The 18,278-nt window shown below is 44.8% G+C and carries 16 protein-coding genes and 1 other RNA gene; 10 read left to right on the forward strand and 7 right to left on the reverse strand.

Translation table 11 applies throughout. The features are described from left to right. Both LHL20_RS02165 and LHL20_RS02170 read left to right on the forward strand, forming a co-directional pair. Positions 1-858 carry a LysR family transcriptional regulator gene (locus LHL20_RS02165; protein WP_202262210.1) on the forward strand — a complete coding sequence of 286 codons (858 nt, stop codon included), beginning with the start codon at positions 1-3 and terminating at the stop codon, positions 856-858. Positions 859-958: 100 nt separating this feature from the next. Continuing rightward, on the forward strand, positions 959-1,105 hold the full coding sequence (locus LHL20_RS02170) for a hypothetical protein (protein ID WP_202262211.1): 147 nt from the start codon (positions 959-961) through the stop codon (positions 1,103-1,105). A gap of 87 nt (positions 1,106-1,192) precedes the next feature. Here the strand turns inward: LHL20_RS02170 and LHL20_RS02175 are convergent, their stop codons facing one another. From LHL20_RS02175 to LHL20_RS02205, 7 genes are all read right to left on the reverse strand, one after another. Then, on the reverse strand, positions 1,193-2,482 hold the full coding sequence (locus LHL20_RS02175) for a M24 family metallopeptidase (RefSeq protein WP_226432082.1): 1,290 nt from the start codon (positions 2,480-2,482) through the stop codon (positions 1,193-1,195). 72 nt (positions 2,483-2,554) lie between these two features. Next, positions 2,555-3,430: an EamA family transporter gene (locus tag LHL20_RS02180; protein WP_226432083.1), complete on the reverse strand. Its 876-nt coding sequence runs from the start codon at positions 3,428-3,430 to the stop codon at positions 2,555-2,557. After that, the gene (locus LHL20_RS02185; protein ID WP_226432084.1) at positions 3,430-5,058 is read right to left on the reverse strand and encodes a M28 family metallopeptidase; all 1,629 of its coding nucleotides are present in this window, start codon (positions 5,056-5,058) and stop codon (positions 3,430-3,432) included. Before LHL20_RS02185 ends, LHL20_RS02180 begins: the two co-directional genes overlap by 1 nt. A gap of 92 nt (positions 5,059-5,150) precedes the next feature. Then, positions 5,151-6,323 carry an FAD-dependent monooxygenase gene (locus LHL20_RS02190; RefSeq protein ID WP_226432085.1) on the reverse strand — a complete coding sequence of 391 codons (1,173 nt, stop codon included), beginning with the start codon at positions 6,321-6,323 and terminating at the stop codon, positions 5,151-5,153. 18 nt (positions 6,324-6,341) lie between these two features. Further along, positions 6,342-7,634 carry a 2-octaprenyl-6-methoxyphenyl hydroxylase gene (gene ubiH / locus LHL20_RS02195; protein WP_226432086.1) on the reverse strand — a complete coding sequence of 431 codons (1,293 nt, stop codon included), beginning with the start codon at positions 7,632-7,634 and terminating at the stop codon, positions 6,342-6,344. A gap of 89 nt (positions 7,635-7,723) precedes the next feature. Then, complete coding sequence (pepP, locus tag LHL20_RS02200) at positions 7,724-9,034, reverse strand: Xaa-Pro aminopeptidase (protein WP_226432087.1); 1,311 nt, start codon at positions 9,032-9,034, stop codon at positions 7,724-7,726. Between the two features lie 50 nt (positions 9,035-9,084). Further along, positions 9,085-9,651, reverse strand: coding sequence for a UPF0149 family protein (locus LHL20_RS02205; RefSeq protein WP_202262218.1), 567 nt, complete (start codon positions 9,649-9,651; stop codon positions 9,085-9,087). Positions 9,652-10,248: 597 nt separating this feature from the next. Between LHL20_RS02205 and ssrS the strand changes: the two genes are divergently transcribed. The 8 genes from ssrS (at position 10,249) to serA (ending at position 18,245) form a co-directional block, all read left to right on the forward strand. Continuing rightward, a non-coding RNA gene (gene ssrS / locus LHL20_RS02210) (6S RNA) lies at positions 10,249-10,431 on the forward strand. Between the two features lie 21 nt (positions 10,432-10,452). Next, the gene (locus LHL20_RS02215) at positions 10,453-11,349 is read left to right on the forward strand and encodes a ribokinase (protein ID WP_226432088.1); all 897 of its coding nucleotides are present in this window, start codon (positions 10,453-10,455) and stop codon (positions 11,347-11,349) included. Positions 11,350-11,373: 24 nt separating this feature from the next. Next, positions 11,374-12,315: a nucleoside hydrolase gene (locus tag LHL20_RS02220; protein ID WP_226432089.1), complete on the forward strand. Its 942-nt coding sequence runs from the start codon at positions 11,374-11,376 to the stop codon at positions 12,313-12,315. A gap of 78 nt (positions 12,316-12,393) precedes the next feature. After that, the gene (locus LHL20_RS02230; RefSeq protein ID WP_319003205.1) at positions 12,394-14,019 is read left to right on the forward strand and encodes an ATP-binding protein; all 1,626 of its coding nucleotides are present in this window, start codon (positions 12,394-12,396) and stop codon (positions 14,017-14,019) included. A gap of 24 nt (positions 14,020-14,043) precedes the next feature. Next, entirely contained in the window at positions 14,044-14,658 is a 615-nt protein-coding gene (locus LHL20_RS02235; RefSeq protein ID WP_226432090.1) for a 5-formyltetrahydrofolate cyclo-ligase, read from the forward strand. Between the two features lie 295 nt (positions 14,659-14,953). Beyond that, on the forward strand, positions 14,954-15,952 hold the full coding sequence (locus LHL20_RS02240) for a hypothetical protein (RefSeq protein ID WP_226432091.1): 999 nt from the start codon (positions 14,954-14,956) through the stop codon (positions 15,950-15,952). A 153-nt stretch (positions 15,953-16,105) separates the two neighbouring features. Then, a complete protein-coding gene (gene rpiA / locus LHL20_RS02245) occupies positions 16,106-16,762 on the forward strand; it encodes a ribose-5-phosphate isomerase RpiA (protein ID WP_226432092.1) in 657 nt (218 codons plus the stop codon). Positions 16,763-17,015: 253 nt separating this feature from the next. After that, the gene (gene serA, locus LHL20_RS02250) at positions 17,016-18,245 is read left to right on the forward strand and encodes a phosphoglycerate dehydrogenase (protein WP_226432093.1); all 1,230 of its coding nucleotides are present in this window, start codon (positions 17,016-17,018) and stop codon (positions 18,243-18,245) included. Positions 18,246-18,278 lie beyond the last annotated feature (33 nt).

Genomic DNA, 18,278 nt, shown 5'->3' on the forward strand with positions numbered 1-18,278 from the left:
ATGAAGCAGCTTTCACTCGACACCTTACGCACTTTTGTCAGCGTTATTGAGCTTGGTGGCTACGCCAAAGCGGGTGACTTTCTTGGCCGCTCTCAGCCTGCCATTAGTTTGCAAATAAAGAAGCTAGAAACTCAACTCGACAGAAAACTGTTTACCAAAGTTGGGCAGCGCCATGTGCCAAGTGCTGATGGCAATTGGTTGTACCCAAAAGCCAAAGAAATATTAGAACTTAATGACAATATTTTTCGCAGTCTTACGCCTGCGCCCTTAAGCGGTCGATTGCGCTTAGGTATTCCCAATGAGTTTGCTTCAACATTACTGCCAGGATTAATTGGCGAGTTTTCAAAACGCTACCCCGATGTTTCCCTTGAAGTTACGTCTGCGTTAAGTCGGGATTTGCTTCATCCTAGTCAGCGCGATCATTTCGATCTTATTCTGGCGCTGGTAAACCCAGAAGAAGAGACCGAAGGCGAAGTAGTACTAGAAGATGATGTTGTGTGGGTAGGCGATAATGCCCACCCTTTGGTTGGAAACACTATTCCGCTGGTATTAGCACCTGATGGCTGTATGTACCGAAGTCGAGTAATTGAACAATTAAAGCAGCAAACCTTTGCGTGGAAAATCACCTACACCAATGCTGATTTAGGTGGCCTGGTAGCGGCTATACAGCAAGGCCTTGGCGTTACCGCCCTTGCCAAATCGAGTTTACCCGCTCATTTGACGCCACTTAACCACCCTCACCTTCCAAAACTTGGTAAGGTGAATATCTGTTTATTTAACCAAGACACACAGCACCCAGTTATTAGTAAAACCCTTGCCGAGTTTTTTAAGGTTCGGTTAAAGAATAGCGCTGCCTAAAAGTTACAAACACGTAACTAAAGCAACAGATACTTTTTGTTATTCTATGCGTATTAAGTTTTGTAATTTATATTGAAAAAGCGTTCGTGGAGAGCAAAAGATGATTGTAACTGTCATTTTTACTGTTGCTGTGGTTCTTGCGTTAATGTACTTTTTCAAGGAAGAGAAAAAACGCATAGAGCGATTAAATAAACAACCTGTATTTATTCGTCAACACTACGACTCAGAACATCAAACGAAGTCGTAGTATTCAAATAGTAAAAAGGCAGCGGTCTAATAGTTAGATGCGCTGCCTTTTTGTTTGGGCGTTATTTTTAATAACCGGTAGGCGTTACTACGCCTTCAAACTAATCAGCTTACCCAGTGGCTTCGTTAAGGTTTGTGGTGGCTCAGTGAAATAACGTGGTCCGCTATCTGTCATATACAAGCAGTCTTCTAAGCGCACACCAAACTCCCCAGGTATGTACAAACCCGGTTCGTTGGAGAAACACATTCCTTTATTAAGTGGTGTATTTTCACCCCTGACAAAGTTAACACTCTCATGGCCTTCCATGCCAATGCCGTGGCCCGTTCTATGGCTTAGCCCCGGCAGCGCGTAGTCTTTGTCGTAGCCTTTGCTGGCATAAAAACCGCGTACAGCATCGTCGACCTTACCCGCAGGTTCGCCCACTTTCGCTGCTGCAAACGCAACATTCTGCCCTTCGCGTACGGTGTTCCATACATCTTCAATTTTTTGCGAGGCTTTACCAAATACTAGAGTGCGGCTGATATCGCTTTGATAACCGTGCACACTGCATCCGCTATCTAGTAGCACCACTGAGCCTTCTTTGATTACCTGTTTTGCATTGGTTCCATGAGGGTACGCGCTGGCATCATTAAATAACGCCAAGCACCACGCATTGCTGCCGCCTAAACGTTGCTGAGCACTATTCATTAGTGCTTTCACGTCTTGCTGGCTCATGCCCTCCTGCAAGTTCTCAAATACAAACGCGTAGGCGCGCAATGTCACTTCATTGGCTTTGTGCATTAACGCCAGTTCAGACGAGGTTTTATACATTCTGCAGCCCAGTGTCACTGGCTCAGCAGGCACAATATTGATTGCTGGCATGGCTTTTGACATCCCGGTTACCACAAAGTAACGCACGCTGTTTTCAAAACCAATATTACCTGAGGTGATACCGCGCGACTTTAGTATGTCTGCAACAACATCAAAAGGACTCTCGTGTTCCTGCCAGACGCGTACATCGTCACCCACTTTTAGCGACTCCATTACACTTGGCTTTTCGAAAAAGGGAGTAACAACGGCAATGTCACCTTTTTGCGGAACAATAACAGCGGTAAGTCGCTCACTTCGCCACCATTGAACACCCGAGAAGTAGTCCATGGCCGCGCCAGGTTCAAGCAAAATAGCGGCGAGATTGTGTTCCTTCATTAACGACTGCGCTTTCTCTATTCGAGCGCGGCGCTCTTCTACCGAGATTGGCGCACTATCGCCGATAATATTGTTTAAGGAATTGAAATCAGGTTGTGTTGTTGTATCTACATTACTTGTACGTGCCATTGCAGCCATCGGCATTAACGCCGTCGCGGCCCCTGCAAGCTTTAAAAAGTGTCGTTTATCCATCCCACCATTCCCTCTATTTTGTTTTATCTTTTCTTGTTTCTGTCGTAATGCAGTAGCATCTTTACGTTTGCTCTACGCCCACATTACCATAATAGCTGCGACGCCAATCAACAGAAGCCCTGCAACTTCTCTTCTTGTTACTGCATTTTTCAACCAAAAGTGTGACAGTAGAAGCGTAAGCAATACTTCAAGCTGCCCTAACGTTTTCACTAATGCAACATGCTGAAGTGCCATAGCAGTAAACCAACATATCGACCCCAAACAGCTTACCGTGCTGATTGCGAGCACCGACGTTTTAGCTTGCCATAGCTGTTTAAAGACAAAGGGTTTTCTTGAACCTATAAATGCACTTAAGCTTAGCGCTTGAATGCACAAAACCCACAGCAATACCCAAGCTGCCGCGTGTACAAAAGGCATGTCGAGCATGTGACTGGCCTCGCGAACCAATAATGACGTTAACGCAAAGCAGGTGCCGCACAATAAGCCTATAAACATAGTTTTGGTGCTTATTCCTTTAAGCCCTTTGCCACTGCTTAATACAAAAACGGCAACACCACCTATGACAATACCCGCCCATCCCAACAAGGTTAAATAGCTGCCAAAAAACAACATGCCAACCACGCCCGCAACCAAAGCCTCGCTTTTCGCAAGGCCTGCCCCAATGGCGAAGTTCTTTTGTTTAAACAGCACCACCATTAATGACGTGGCGGCTATTTGGAACAATGATGCACAAAGCACAACACCTAAAAACGAGATTGAAAAGTGGGGTAGCGGCTGAGGTGAAGAAGTGTTTAGTAAAAACAAATAACCCAGCGCGATAGGAGGCGCCAACAAAAAGCGAGATAGCGTGACGCCTGACGTATTTACATGACTGCTGATCTTGCTTTGCAGGGCGTTGCGCACCGTTTGTAGAACAACGGCGCCCAATGTAAACCACACCCATGCCATCACTTCACCGCTGTCGTTACACGCTTAGCTTGCTTTAAAGCCTTTTCACGCTTGGCTTTAAAGTCCGATTCACGTTTCCAGTATGGCCACTCATTGCTGTTGGCATACTTAATCATCATCGAGCTTATTAGGGCCATGTCTTGTGCTACACCACCGAGCGTCCAGGTGGGCAAGTAATCGTCGTCCGCCTTGTGGTAACGTTTTGCGATAAAGCTAGGGTCGGTGTCACCTAAGCTCATAAATAAGATAGACGGTACGCCTTGCTTGGCAAGCGCGAAATGATCAGAGCGAAAAAACAGTCCGTTTTGTGGGCGCGGATCCATTTTTACTTTACGGCCTTGTAACTGTGCGGCCTGTTTAAGGTCGTCTTCTATCGATAAATACCCTTCTCCATATTGAAGGATGTAATCGACCTCATCGTTTACGTTCATTCCATCAATATTTAAGAACGCGACCATATTGGCAGTATCAATAGGCGGGTTATTCGCAAAGTAATCAGCACCTAATAACCCTGTCTCTTCGGCTGTAAACGCGCTAAACATTAACGTGCGTTTTGTGCCTTCTTGCTTAGATTTTTCAACAAAGCTTTGCGCTAAAGTAAGAACACCTGCTACCCCAGATGCATTATCCACTGCACCATTGTAAATGGTGGTTTTGCCATTCTTCTCTACTTTGCCTAAATGATCCCAATGGGCGTGCAACATTACCCACTCATCAGATGCTTCATTACCCGGTAAAATACCAGCAACGTTTTGCGACTCGGCGTGGGCTATTTGGTTATCAAAGCTCAACGTGGCTTTGGTATTAAGTGGTATTGCTGTGAAACCAGGCTTTGACGCTTTGGCTTTTAACTCAGAATAACTAAGGCCTGCACTTTCAAATAGTGCACGTGCCGCGTTCAAATGTAACCACCCCATAACGCCAACTTGCGAAGCGTTGTTGTTATCATCAACAAGGGCAAATTTGGTATTCGAATTAGAGTTTTCTACCACTCCCCAACCGTAACCGGCAGGCATGGTTTCATGTACAATGAAAACTGCCTCTGCGCCTTGCCTTGCCGCCTCTTCATACTTGTATGTCCAACGTCCGTAGTACGTCATGGCATTACCTTGGAACAAAGCAGGATCTTTAGAGGCAAAACCAGGATCGTTCACCAACATAACCACCGTTTTGCCTTTTACATCAAGACCCGCATAATCATTCCAATTGTACTCTGGTGCATAAATGCCATAGCCAACAAATATCACATCGCTGTTGTTTAGTGCATAGCTATCTGCAATGCGCTGAGTACGCGCTGTAAACTCAGTGCCCGCACTAAATTCCAAATTGCCCATTTTAAGGGAAGACATGTGTGTAGGTGTTATTTTAGCGAGGGGCACCGCTTGCGTATAGCTATCACCAAAAGCAGGCTTAAGGCCAAGTTTTTCAAAGGTTTTTGTTAAATAAGCTACCGTTTTTTCTTCACCTTTTGACAAAGGGCCGCGACCTTCAAATTCATCGCTGGCTAACGTTTTTGCATGGGTGCGGTACGTCTCTAAATCAATATTAAGTTCATTAGCATTGGCGCTTGAGACAAGTGCTGTAGCAACAGTAAGTAAGAATATGCGAAGGTTAGCTTTGAGTAACATGATGCTCGTACAAAAAAGAAAAGGATACCGCAGGGTATCCTTTACTTATTGCTATCTCAATGCCAAAAACGTTCAATAAACTATTGTTATAGTTACAATCCCATCGCATGACTGACAAAGGCATTTTTAACCGTGTCTAATTTGTTTGTGACAGAAAGCCCCACACCCCGAATAAGTTTTTTAAGTGGGTCGTCGCCATCAAATAAGAACTTAAAGCCATCCATTGCCGCTATCATCTTCATAGCCTCTGTCTTGCGGCTACGTTCGTAGGGGCGAAGGTGTTTGTGAAGACCAATGTCTTTTCCTTCTGCGGCTAAACTAATAAGTAGTTCAGCTAATGCTAAGGCGTCTTGCATCCCTAAATTAGCCCCCTGCCCCGCCAATGGATGAATGGTATGTGCCGCATCGCCAACTAACACTACTCCGTCCTTTGCCCAGTCTCGGGCATATCGCATAGTTAACGGAAACGCTGCGCGTTGCGTCTCAAGAGATACGGTTCCTAGCACAGTGTTGCTAGCTGCATTTAGTGCATGACAAAACCCGTCATCACTTAAGGCCAATAAAGACGACGCTGCATCTGGACTTTGTGACCAAACAATAGAACAAACGTGTGGGTCTGACATAGGTAACAATGCCAGCGGCCCCGTTGGCGTAAAGGCTTGCCGCGCCACCTGGTTATGTGGCTCTTGCGTGCGAATATTCGCAACAATAGCGGTATGCTCATAATCTTTAAAGGTAATGGGCAAGCCTGCTTGCTTGCGCACAAATGAATTCGCGCCATCAGCACCAACCAGTAAGCGGCAGCTCAATGCATCATTGTTATCCAACATCAACATAGTTTGATTTGGGCCCGTGAGAATTCTTTCAATACCCGTTGTCAGCATTTGAACATTAGATTGCTGTGCCACGGCTTCTGCAAGCCCGTTAACTAGCGCTTGGTTTTCCATTATAACACCCAGCGCGTCGCTGCCCATTTCATCGCAAGAAAAGCGAATGTCACCAAAGCTGTCTTTGTCCCACACATGCATGTCAGTGTAAGCACTCGCACGATCCTGCTGAACGTAAGACCACACACCAGTGCGCTTAAGTGCAGAAATGTTGGCTTGATTAATCGCACTTACCCTCGCACTGGGTTTGTCACCTAATGGCTGAAAACACGCTGCCTTGTCGATCACCGCAACCTGTAGTTCGCAATTTTTAAGTGCTGCGGCCAGTGTTAGGCCAACAATACCACCGCCAACAATGGCAATATCAACATGCTGCATGATTTTCTTTACTCTCTTTTAACGCTGCGCGTCTACGTTGTTGTTTGTACCACTGATTTTATTTTTGTAATGGCCATACCCTGTGGTTTGCCTCACAAATGCGTTTTTGGCATTGGGCAAAACACCAAGTGTTAACAATGCCATGTTTCGCCCCACTACCAAAGGAAAATGGTGGTTTGAAAACGTGCGCACCAAGGTATCGGTTAATAATACGGTGGCATCTCTGTCGGCGGTTCTCGACTTGGCATATGCATGGGTTATTGCAAACGCTCCGGCGTCAAATTCTGACGTTTCGCTTTTTGTTGATGACGTTTTCAACACCTCTATTAGCGCAACAATGTCGCGTAAACCTAGGTTAAATCCCTGACCTGCTATTGGGTGCAACGCTTGCGCCGCATTGCCGACGACTACTGTGCGATGTGTTGCAACGTTTTCAGCTTTAACTAACGCTAGCGGATAGCACGACCTTTGGCTGACGCGCAATATGCGACCTTGGCGATAGCCAAACGCCGATTGCAATGCGTCAATAAAGTCAGTGTCATCCATTGCCATTAGATTATTGGCGTTTTCAGTATCTACCGTCCACACCACGGAAAACCCATTGCCAGAGGCTTTCGTTTGATTAATTTCACTGTCAAAAGGTAAGAAAGCAAGCGGGCCTGACTCGGTAAATCGCTCATATGCCTTATGGTTATGTGGCAACTGTGTATGTACATTAAACACGATAGCGGTTTGCTGATAGTCTGTGACAGTTTTTGAAATACCTACTTGTTGTGAAAGCGTGGAACGACCACCATCGGCAAGCACCAATAGCTTAGTGTGAATCACATCGCCATTGTCTAGCGTCACTTGGGTAAAGGCTTGATGTCGCTCAACTGTTGTTACCTTCGCCGGGGCAATGGTGTTATAGCTACTGCCCGCTTCTGCGGCAAGATGCGTTAGCGCACTTAACGATACCACTTGCCCGAATGCGTCAATATTGAATGTGTCACAGCTGAGGTCGACAAGGCCAATATGCCCTTTGTCAGTGACTTCTATATGTTTTATGTCTGGTGGAACCTGCCCATGAAGCGTTTTCGCAAGACGGTCTACTTCAATACCTAATTGGGCCAGTTCGTTGACAGTACGCCTTGCCAGTGCAATAACGCGTGTATCGGTAAACGGGTTAAATGTACTGCTTGCGCTGCTATTTATTGTGGGATGAGATGCGTCGATTAATGTAACCTGCAAACCGGCTTGCTCGGCGATACCTTTTGCCAAAACGGTACCCACAATACCGCCTCCTACAATTACCACATCTACCGATTTCACCCGTTGATACTCTCTTTACATTCACTTGGTTGTCACGCACTGCAACTAATATGAGCAGTGCGTTTAAAAGTCATTTACCACCACACCGCTTATTTTTTCATAAGGGCTTCTATTTCATCGATTGCTTTTGGAACATCAGCGGTAAGTATTTCAACACCAGAAGCTGTGATCACTACATCATCTTCAATGCGGATCCCTATTCCCTTATATTGCGCGGGTACATCGCTGTCTTCGCTTATATAAATACCTGGTTCAACAGTAATGACCATGCCAGGTTTAAGAGGCCTGTCTTCACCATCAATTTTATAGTTGCCCACATCATGTACATCTAGCCCAATGAAATGCCCTAAGCCATGCATGTAATACTGACGCCACGTTTCCTCTTCAAGGTTTTGTGCCACACTTCCCTCAAAAATACCTAAGGCAACCAAGCCCTCGGTAATCACCTCTACGCTGTGCTGCATGGCATCAGATAACGTCATGCCAGGCCCTAGCATATCTAATACACTTTGCTGCGCCTTAAGCACCACATTGTAAATGTCTCGTTGAGCTTGTGAAAAAACACCGTTTGCTGGAAACGTTCGCGTAATGTCTGAAGCGTACCCTTGATATTCGGCCCCTGCATCGATCAAGATCAAGTCGCCATCATTAACTTGGGCATTATTTTGTGTGTAGTGCAAAATACAGGCATTTTTGCCGCTGCCTACAATGGTGCTATATGCAGGTGAACGCGCTCCTGCCATGGCAAATTCATGATGAATTTCAGCTTCGAGTTGGTACTCATAGCACCCTGGAGCAGCGAACTGCATTGCTCGCTTGTGTGCGCGAGCAGTAATTTCTCCAGCGGCTTTCATCATTGCCACTTCACACGCCGATTTAAACAAACGCATTTCGTGCAAAATAGGCCGAGGGTCGTGAATAGTTAAAGGCGCAAGTGATTCTTTAGGTGCATCGCGAAGCGTGTTCATGGCCTCACTGAAAAGTTTGTCATAGGCACTACTTTGCCCCAAAGCAAAGTACACATTTTGTTGACCTTGCATTGACTCAAGTAGGGCTTCTTCAAGCTCTTGTAACTCAAATGCTTCATCTAAACTGAACCGAGAAAGTGCAGCTTCAGCGCCTAAGCGTTTGCCGTGCCAAATCTCAGCATGCTTGTCTTTTGCTTGCACCACCATAGCTCGATAACGTTCGCCATATCGAGGATGGTTCGACAAAATAAGCCACGCATTAGGCTCTTCAAATCCAGTCAAATACCAGAAATCACTGTTTTGCCTAAAGAGGTATTCTGTGTCACGACTACGTGTGACCATAGTGGCTGCTGGTACTATGCAGACACTATTTGGTTGACACTGCGCCAACAACCGGTCTTGGCGAGCAATGAACTCTTGCGCACTAATCATAAACCCTAGTCCCTAGATCGTATATGTGAAGCCTTTAGCCACGCTAATGGTTAATGCACCGATGGTGAATCTTGCTGATCGTCTAATAGTGACTGCCCGAGTTCGCTGTAGCACAAAATAGCAGAAATCTTTACGTACTCAACCACTTCAAACAGCGCTTTTTCAGACTCCTCATCGGCGTCCATAGGTTCTTCCATGCGCGCAATATCAGCAAAGTCTTCTAATGCTTCTTTTACATCATCAGAGCACTGCATTAAGTCTTGCTGGTGTAAGCCAAAGCCCAGCATAAAGCCTTGCACCCAATTGATTAATGCTGCACCTCTATCATTGATAGGAGCTTGATCGTCTGGAAGCAGAAGGCTAAGCGCAAACTCTGGCTCAAGTAGTTGCTGGCACGTTTGATTGAAAAGGGCGGTGAGTAAGTGTGATGCCTGATCAGAAAACGCATCACCTTGATTGATAGTTTCGCTAAGTGCCTCTAGCCACTTTTGGTCAGTTAAAGACATACCACCACATAGCATGCCACACAAAATACCATGCACTTCTGCACCATCAACTATAATGCCGTGTTGTGATAACTTGTTGCTTACACTGTCGTAATCGAGCTGTTTTTCCACAGAGAAATCTCTTTTTGTAATTCGGTGTTGAGAATACGTCGCTGCACACAAAAATAAATATCTTCAAACGCGCGCAGCCTGACTCTCGTTTGTGGTATTAATACTAGCAAAATTCAATATGTAAAACCTAGTTTTGCATCTATTTGGTTGTGCGGCTGACTCAATACGTACACAGAACAAACAGTTTGAGCCTCGAAAAATTCACTACGTTGATAACGTTGGTTACTCACTAAGCGAACGAACCCACAATTTCGCTTTTTGGCACTTCTTCACTGGCAACATACTACTTATTCATCTAAGATCTCAAACGAGTTCGGCGCTAGGTAATATGTATTTTCCACTATTAAAGGTGTCTTGAAACTCACCAAGGATAAGGAATTCCACTCTCAACAGGTAATAATCATTATTTGGGCGTAGGCTTGAATATTGAGCTTATCAAATATGCGTGTATAATTGCTGACCAACTGGTCAAGAAAATGAAAGTTTCTTTTCAACAGTAATAATCAACAACGCAAAAATAAGTAGTAGGCTTGTTAAGTGATCCGCTTCACTGAACAACTCGTTTGATATACCCTGTTGCGTTTAATACAACAACAATGTTTCCTGGGATGTTTGCTAGTTCATTCATGTCCCTGGCCGATGCTTTAAACCAAGGAAGTTGAAACGATTGCTATTGTGCAGGCTCGACTTGTATCGAGAAGCCTACGGCAGTTGTGATGCTTCCGCCCTGAACTTTTCGGTTCACGGGCGAAACATGGACAGCGGCATTCTGGGAAGCGCCCTCTTTCGACGGAAGAAGAAATGGCAATTATAAATTTTGGCTCTATCAATATCGACCACGTCTATCAGGTAGAACACTTCGTGCAACCTGGTGAAACGCTGGCCTCTACCCACTACCAAACACTGTTAGGTGGTAAGGGTGCAAACCAATCTATCGCGTTAGCACAAGCCGGTGCTGACGTACGCCACGTGGGCAGCATTCACGAAAACGACGCAGCATTCAAACAAGCACTTATTAAAAAAGGTGTTGATTGTCGCGGTGTTAAATGCTCTGAAACGCCTTCTGGACACGCAATAATTCAAGTTACTCCAAGCGGCGAAAACGCCATTGTACTTTTCGGCGGTGCCAACCAAACCATTACTGCCAAAACAGTAATGCAAGCACTTGATGATGCGAAGCCATCTGATTGGGTGCTGACGCAAAACGAAACCAGTAGCATTGAAGAAGTGCTTCGCCAAGCGAAAGAGAAACACTTAAAAGTTGCTTTCAACCCTGCTCCAATGAGTGATTCGGTTAAACAACTTCCTCTTGAGTGTGTTGATTTGCTGATTGTCAATGAAACCGAAGCAGCCGCAATTACTGAAAAAGAATCCCTTGAAGATATTGTGTCTGTGTTTAAGTCACAATGGTCACACTGTGAAGTCATCATTACATTAGGTAAAGCTGGTGTAATGATGCTGGGCAAAAACGAAGATGTTGAAGTAAAAGCATTCTCTGTTGATGCGGTAGACACAACAGCGGCTGGCGATACCTTTATTGGGTATTTCTTATCAGCATACAGCAACCATACCGATGCCAAGCAAGCACTTCGTCGTGGATGTGCCGCTTCAGCTATCGCGGTAACCCGCGAAGGTGCAGCACAGAGTATCCCTACGCAAAAAGAAGTAGATCGTTTCTTGGCGAAACACGCTAACTAGCAACACGCATTTGAGAATAAATTGATGGCACATAAAATCATTTTAGATACAGATCCGGGTATTGATGATGCAATGGCGATTTTTTTCGCTTTTCAATCTCCAGATATTGAAGTTCTTGGTTTAACGACCGTTTTCGGTAACGTTCCTGTTGATATGGCAGCACAAAACGCGCTGACCCTTTGCGAGTTGGCGGGGAAAGATATTCCCGTAACTAAAGGGGTTGGCATGCCATGGGTAGGCCCAGAATCAACCTACGCGCACTTTGTACATGGCGACTATGGTTTCGGTCACATTAAGCCTGATGCACCAAAAACTGAACTCGATCCACGCAGCTCTGCGCAATTTATTGTGGACATGGCACGCAAATACCCAGGTGAAATCACCATAGTAGCTATTGGTCCACTAGGCAACTTGGCGTTAGCACTACGCCTAGAGCCTGAACTGCCAAAGCTGGTTAAAGGTGTAAGCATTATGGGCGGCGCAGCCTTTGTTCGAGGCAACGTTACACCTGTTGCTGAAGCGAATATCTGGAACGACGCAAACGCCGCGGAAATTGTGTTTGCTGCCGATTGGGATTTGACCATGTTTGGTCTAGACGTGACTAACGATGTTCCATTTGCGCCAACGTTCGTAGACGTACTTGCAGAAAAGAACCCAACCCTAGGTAGCTTCGTTCAAGAAAGTGCGCAGTTCTACATGGACTTTTACTCGCAAAACCGTGAAGACCGCGTATGTTTCTTCCACGATGCGTTCCCTATCGCGCATCTGCGTAACCCTGAGCTATTTGAGCTTACTGAAGGCCATGTTCGCGTTGGTACAGGTACGCTTGATCGAGGCCAAACGGTTGTAGCGCCTAAAGGCACAACACCCAGCCCATTGTGGAATGAAGCAAACACCATTAAGGTGGCGACTAAGGTCGACCACGCGAAACTTGAACAATTCTTTATAGATACTTACGCACTTTAAACTCAGTGTGATAATGTTAAAGGGAGCTGTTGGATCAGCTCCCTTTTTTATTGTCTTCAAGGTTGAATAAAGAACGTCATGATATCTGCGCCTATCCCTGAAAATGAAAACGAGCGATTAGCCGAACTATTGAGTTACGACGTACTCGATACCGAGGCTGAGCAGCTATTCGACGATCTGACGGCATTGGCATCGCAAATTTGCGAAACACCAATTGCACTCATTAGCCTTGTCGATCCCAATAGGCAGTGGTTTAAATCAAGAGTAGGTCTTGATGCACAAGAAACGTCACGCGAAATAGCGTTTTGCTCTCACGCCATTTTACAAAGGGAAATATTTGAAGTTCCCGATGCTACACAAGATCCACGCTTTCACGACAACCCACTGGTAACCGGCGCGCCCGACATTCGGTTTTATGCTGGCGCCCCCTTAGTCACGCCATCTGGTCATGCTATCGGCACCCTATGCGCTATTGACCAAAAGCCGCGAGAACTTAGCGATGAACAGCGCGCATCGTTGCTTACCTTGAGTAAGTCAGTGGTGGCTCATCTTGAACTAAAACGTAAAAACCGAGAGCTGGAACGCACTAGTCAATTTAAATCAGATTTTCTGTCTTATGTAAGTCACGAGATTCGAACGCCGCTTAATGCCATAAACACGTTTAGTCATTTGCTTGAAGTAGAAGCCAAAAAGCTAGAATTACCAATGAGTTTTAGCGGCCCGCTTTCTCATGTCACCAAAAGCGGTGAACGCTTGCTTGAAATTGTTAACTCGGTACTGGACATTAAGCAAATAGAAGCAGGAAAAATGCGTGTTATGCCAAGAGCGGTAAACACCAAAGATTTTTTCACCCATTTGTTTTCGCTTACTACTATTCGTGCACAAGACAGTAATATCACATTTACCACTGACATTGATAAGTCGGTTCCAGATTCACTTTTCTTTGACGATACCAAGCTTGGCCAAGTTGCCCTTAATATATTGTCAAATGCCATAAAATATACGCCCAGAGATAAAGCGGTTAAGGCACAGGTTAAGTACAAAAATAGTTGTCTTATTTTCACTGTTGTCGACCAAGGTATCGGCATGAGTGAAGAAGACCAAGAGCGACTTTTTACTGCGTATGAACGCATGGACAATGCCTATCAAATTAAAGGCACAGGGCTTGGTTTAAATATTTCAAAGCGCCTCGTTGAATTGATGGATGGTAGTATCAAAGTAAGCAGCAAACTCAATGAAGGCACTAGGGTAAGTATTACGCTTCCGGCTGATGAAATTAGCGCGAATCAGTTTGTTGAGGACCAGCCTCAAAGCTTTGTAGCGCAGGCCATGTTCGATAAAACTGTTAATGTACTTGTGGTGGAAGATCACGAAATAAACCAAATTGTTATCGAGACTTTGTTCGAAAAACTGGGAACCCCTGTCGCCTTGGTGAGTACTGGCGAGGAAGGCGTGGAATACGTCAAATCCAACCCTGTTGATCTCGTGCTTATGGATTTGAATCTACCCGGTATACAAGGTGATGAAGCCACCGCCCAAATTAAGGCGATAAAGCCGGAACTGCCTGTTGTAGCACTTACCGCAGATGTAATCACAGAAGCCGATGCTTTGCATAAGAAAGGGCTAGATGCAGTCCTGACTAAGCCAATAGACAGCAAAGAACTGGTAAGCATGCTAAATACCTTTCTTTGCCGAGATCAATAACCGTAGTTTGAGTTAAAAACATCAATGGTTGATTCTTTACAGCTTACCGATATGAACGCACGGGCAGCATTAAGGAAAACGCTTCGCACCGCAAGAAAGGCCATAGCAACTGATGCACAAAGGCGTGCGGCGAAGGCTATGGTTTCACAATTATTGCTTCTTTTTCCTCGTGACCAACACTGCAACGTTGCTGTGTATCTTCAAAACGATGGCGAAGTTGATTTACAAGCCTTTGTCAGTCATTGCTGGCGAGAACTTCCCAATATCACGTTTTGTTTGCCCGTTTTGCACCCTGTATGCAAAGGACACCTGCTGTTTTTGCGTTACAGTGCGCAAACCAAAATGATTGAAAATAAGTACCGTATTAAAGAACCCCAACTCGCTTGCTACGACGTAGTACCTGCAAAAAACATAAATTTCATCTTGATGCCACTTGTTGGATTTGACACTGCGGGCAATCGGTTGGGTATGGGTGGCGGTTACTATGATAGAACACTCGCTTTTACAAAATTGGCAAACACAAAACCAACACTTATTGGTGTAGCTCACGATATCCAAGAAGTTTCAGCACTGCCTATCGCCCCTTGGGATATCCCGCTAGATGCAATTGTAACGCCTACAAGAATACTTCATTTTTAAGGTACTCCCTCACTAGATTCATTGTACTAGCACTCTCGTACATGACGTTTAACAACAGCCGGCCGCCCAATTTTTAGCGTTCTGGTTCTTATGCAAGCGAATTAGTGCTTGCTGAATGATATGGTCAGGTTGGCTATCTATTCGTCAGTTATGTCATTTCTTTGTGGTCAATTTAAAAAAAACGCAACCAAAATACCAGTATAATATTGATTTATATAAACTTTTTACCTTGGCGTTTAAATTGCTTTAATGGTTAATGACAATACCATCCGCATAGAAGAATAAGGAACAGGATATGTATACAGACGAAGACCTCACACTGGCGGTAAAGCAGAACATATTTAGTCAAACGGATGTAACGCAGTTTCGACAGTTCATCAACAGCACCCGCAATAGCCATGCTGTTGATGAAGAAAACTTCCGCTTGATAAATGGTTTTAACGATATATTTGTCGTGATAGCCAGTGCACTTTTACTTGCGTCGCTCGCTTGGTTAGGATTTGCGGTAACACCTCCTCTTGGTGGTATCGCTCTGGCTGTTGGCTCTTGGATACTTGCCGAATACTTCGTGAATAAACGTCGTATGGCACTACCTGCAATTGCATTACTGCTTTCATTCCTACTTGGGTTGTTTGCCATTCCTATTCTATTTCGACCTGAAGTTAAAGAAATTGCGTTCATAGGCTCAGGGTTGTTAACTACCTTTGGTGCAATAGCTCATTGGATGCGTTTTAGAGTACCCATTACCGTAGCGGCTGGAGCGGCAACACTAACGGCTGGTATTGTTGCTACCGTTGTTTATATGTTCCCAGCAACATTGCTATACATTAACCACTTCATTTTGGCGTTTGGATTAGTGATCTTCGGCCTAGCTATGTATTGGGACAGCAAAGACACAGCAAGACAAACTCGCGCTTCAGACGTTGCATTTTGGCTGCACCTTATTTCGGCGCCAATGATTGTACACCCTATATTTCAAAGTCTAGGCGTGCTTGAAGGTAGCGGCGATCTGTTTATCTCGCTTATTGTTTTGGCTCTGTACGTGCTACTTGCCATCATATCTATCGCCGTTGACCGTCGTGCCATTATGGTTTCGGCCCTGACCTATGTGGTTTACACCTTCTCAGCACTTATGGAAGACTTTGGCATGGTGTCTTCAAGCTTTGCTATCACAGGTCTGTGCATTGGTACTTCACTGCTTCTGCTTTCAGCGTATTGGCATAGCTGCCGTCGCTGGGTATTAAAGCTAGTGCCTCAACAAATGCAATTAAGACTGCCAGAAGCTAAGGTGTAAGCACGAGGGCATATTGACCTTTCCCCAACGCAGCAAAATTTGTTTTGCTGCGTTTTTCATTTTTAAGTTCTTGTCAAAATATCCACTCGTTTAGGTGGGTTCACGTTATTTTATCGGTTACACTGCAAGCAAAAATACCCAGAGAGTAACCCTATGGATCAGAATGCAAAGAAACAGGCCGTGGCAAAAGCGGCTATTGCCTACGTAAAACCAGACAGTATTGTTGGTGTTGGTACAGGCTCAACCGTTAACTTTTTTATTGAAGAACTCGGCAAAATAAAACACCAAATAGAAGGCGCAGTATCAAGCTCTGAAGCATCTACCGAGCGCTTGAAAGCACTGGGCATTGAAGTTTTCGAACTTAACGAAGTAAGTGACCTTTCTGTGTATATCGACGGCGCTGACGAAGTGACTGAGCACAAGCATATGATAAAAGGTGGTGGTGCAGCGCTAACCCGTGAAAAAATTGTTGCTGGTGCAGCCACAACGTTTGTGTGTATTGTTGACGAGAGTAAACGTGTGCCTGTTTTGGGTAAATTCCCACTGCCTGTTGAAGTTATTCCGATGGCACGTTCATTCGTTGCAAGAGAGTTAGTGAAACTTGGTGGTGATCCTGAATATCGACAAGGTGTGGTCACCGACAATGGCAATGTAATTCTTGATGTTCACAATCTTGAAATTTTAAACCCACGAGAGCTTGAACAAAAAATCAATAATATTCCAGGTGTAGTAACGAACGGTATATTCGCGCTTCGTGGCGCAGACATTGTCCTTTCAGCTACCGATGCGGGTGTTGATACATATAAATAGCCTTTTTGCTGACACTGCGCACACACGCTGGGTGCAGTGTTAGCACAATTACCACTTTTATCTTTGGCTATTTTCTGATAGCTTTCGTTTAGACGTCTAGATGGCCTTGAAGATAATCGACGACGCCTATCATAATGAAGTGAGTTAAGACCACTCAACGTATAAAGCGGCCCTAGTGGTGAATATATACTGGTAGCAACCCTACAAAAACGTAGTTATTGCCCACATTACATCAGCGAGAGATAGCGAGTTCATGAGCAAAGTTTCATTAGAGAAGGATAAAATCCGAATTTTATTGCTAGAAGGCGTTCACCAAAGTGCATTGGAAACCCTTAAAAGTAATGGTTATAGCAACATTGAGTTTCTTAAAACCTCGCTTCCAGAAGATGAGCTAATTGAGAAAATCAAAGACGCCCACTTTGTTGGTATTCGCTCGCGTACCCAAATTACAGAGAAAGTCGTTGAAGCAGCTCAAAAGCTAGTAGCCATTGGTTGCTTTTGCATTGGTACAAACCAAGTTGACCTTGAAGCAACGCAGCGCCGAGGTATTCCCGTATTTAACGCGCCGTTCTCAAATACCCGCTCTGTAGCAGAATTAGTACTTGGCCAAATTATTCTTCTATTGCGTCAAGTGCCCAGCAAAAATGCAAAAGCGCACCGTGGCGAGTGGGAAAAAACAGCGGTTGGTTCTTATGAAGCACGCGGTAAAACACTTGGTATTATTGGGTATGGTCACATTGGTACGCAATTGAGTATACTTGCCGAACATTTGGGTATGCGCGTTCAGTTTTTCGATATTGAAGATAAACTGGTACTGGGCAATTCAGCCCAAGTTAAGTCGCTTGAAAAGCTTCTTAACACGTCAGATGTGGTTTCTCTTCACGTACCAGAAACACCACAAACACAGAATATGATTGGGGCAGAACAACTGGCACAAATGAAGCCTGGCAGCATATTGATTAATGCATCTCGCGGTACGGTTGTAGATATTGAAGCGCTGGCAAATGCGCTTGAGAGTGGCCATTTAAATGGGGCCGCTATCGACGTATTCCCTGTTGAGCCTAAGTCGAATACCGAAGAATTCCAATCTCCTTTGCGTAAATTCGACAATGTAATTCTAACGCCGCACGTGGGTGGTAGCACACAAGAAGCGCAAGAGAATATCGGCATTGAAGTAGCGGGTAAACTGGCCAAATACAGTGACAACGGCTCTACGTTATCTGCGGTTAACTTCCCTGAAGTATCGTTGCCAGAGCACACTGGACGCTCGCGTTTATTGCATGTTCACAAAAACCAGCCTGGTATTTTAACGCAAATTAACCAAGCATTTGCGCAGAAAGATATCAATATTGAAGCGCAATACCTACAAACCAATGCTGAAATTGGTTACGTGGTAGTTGATGTAAAAGAAGACCGTGGCTATGAGGCATTGGCCGAATTGCAACAAATTGAAGGTACGATAAAAACCCGTATTCTTCATTAATTGTTGGGCACTACGTCTTAAACAAAAAACGCT

Source organism: Alteromonas sp. McT4-15 (assembly GCF_020515205.1).
Lineage (GTDB): Bacteria > Pseudomonadota > Gammaproteobacteria > Enterobacterales > Alteromonadaceae > Alteromonas.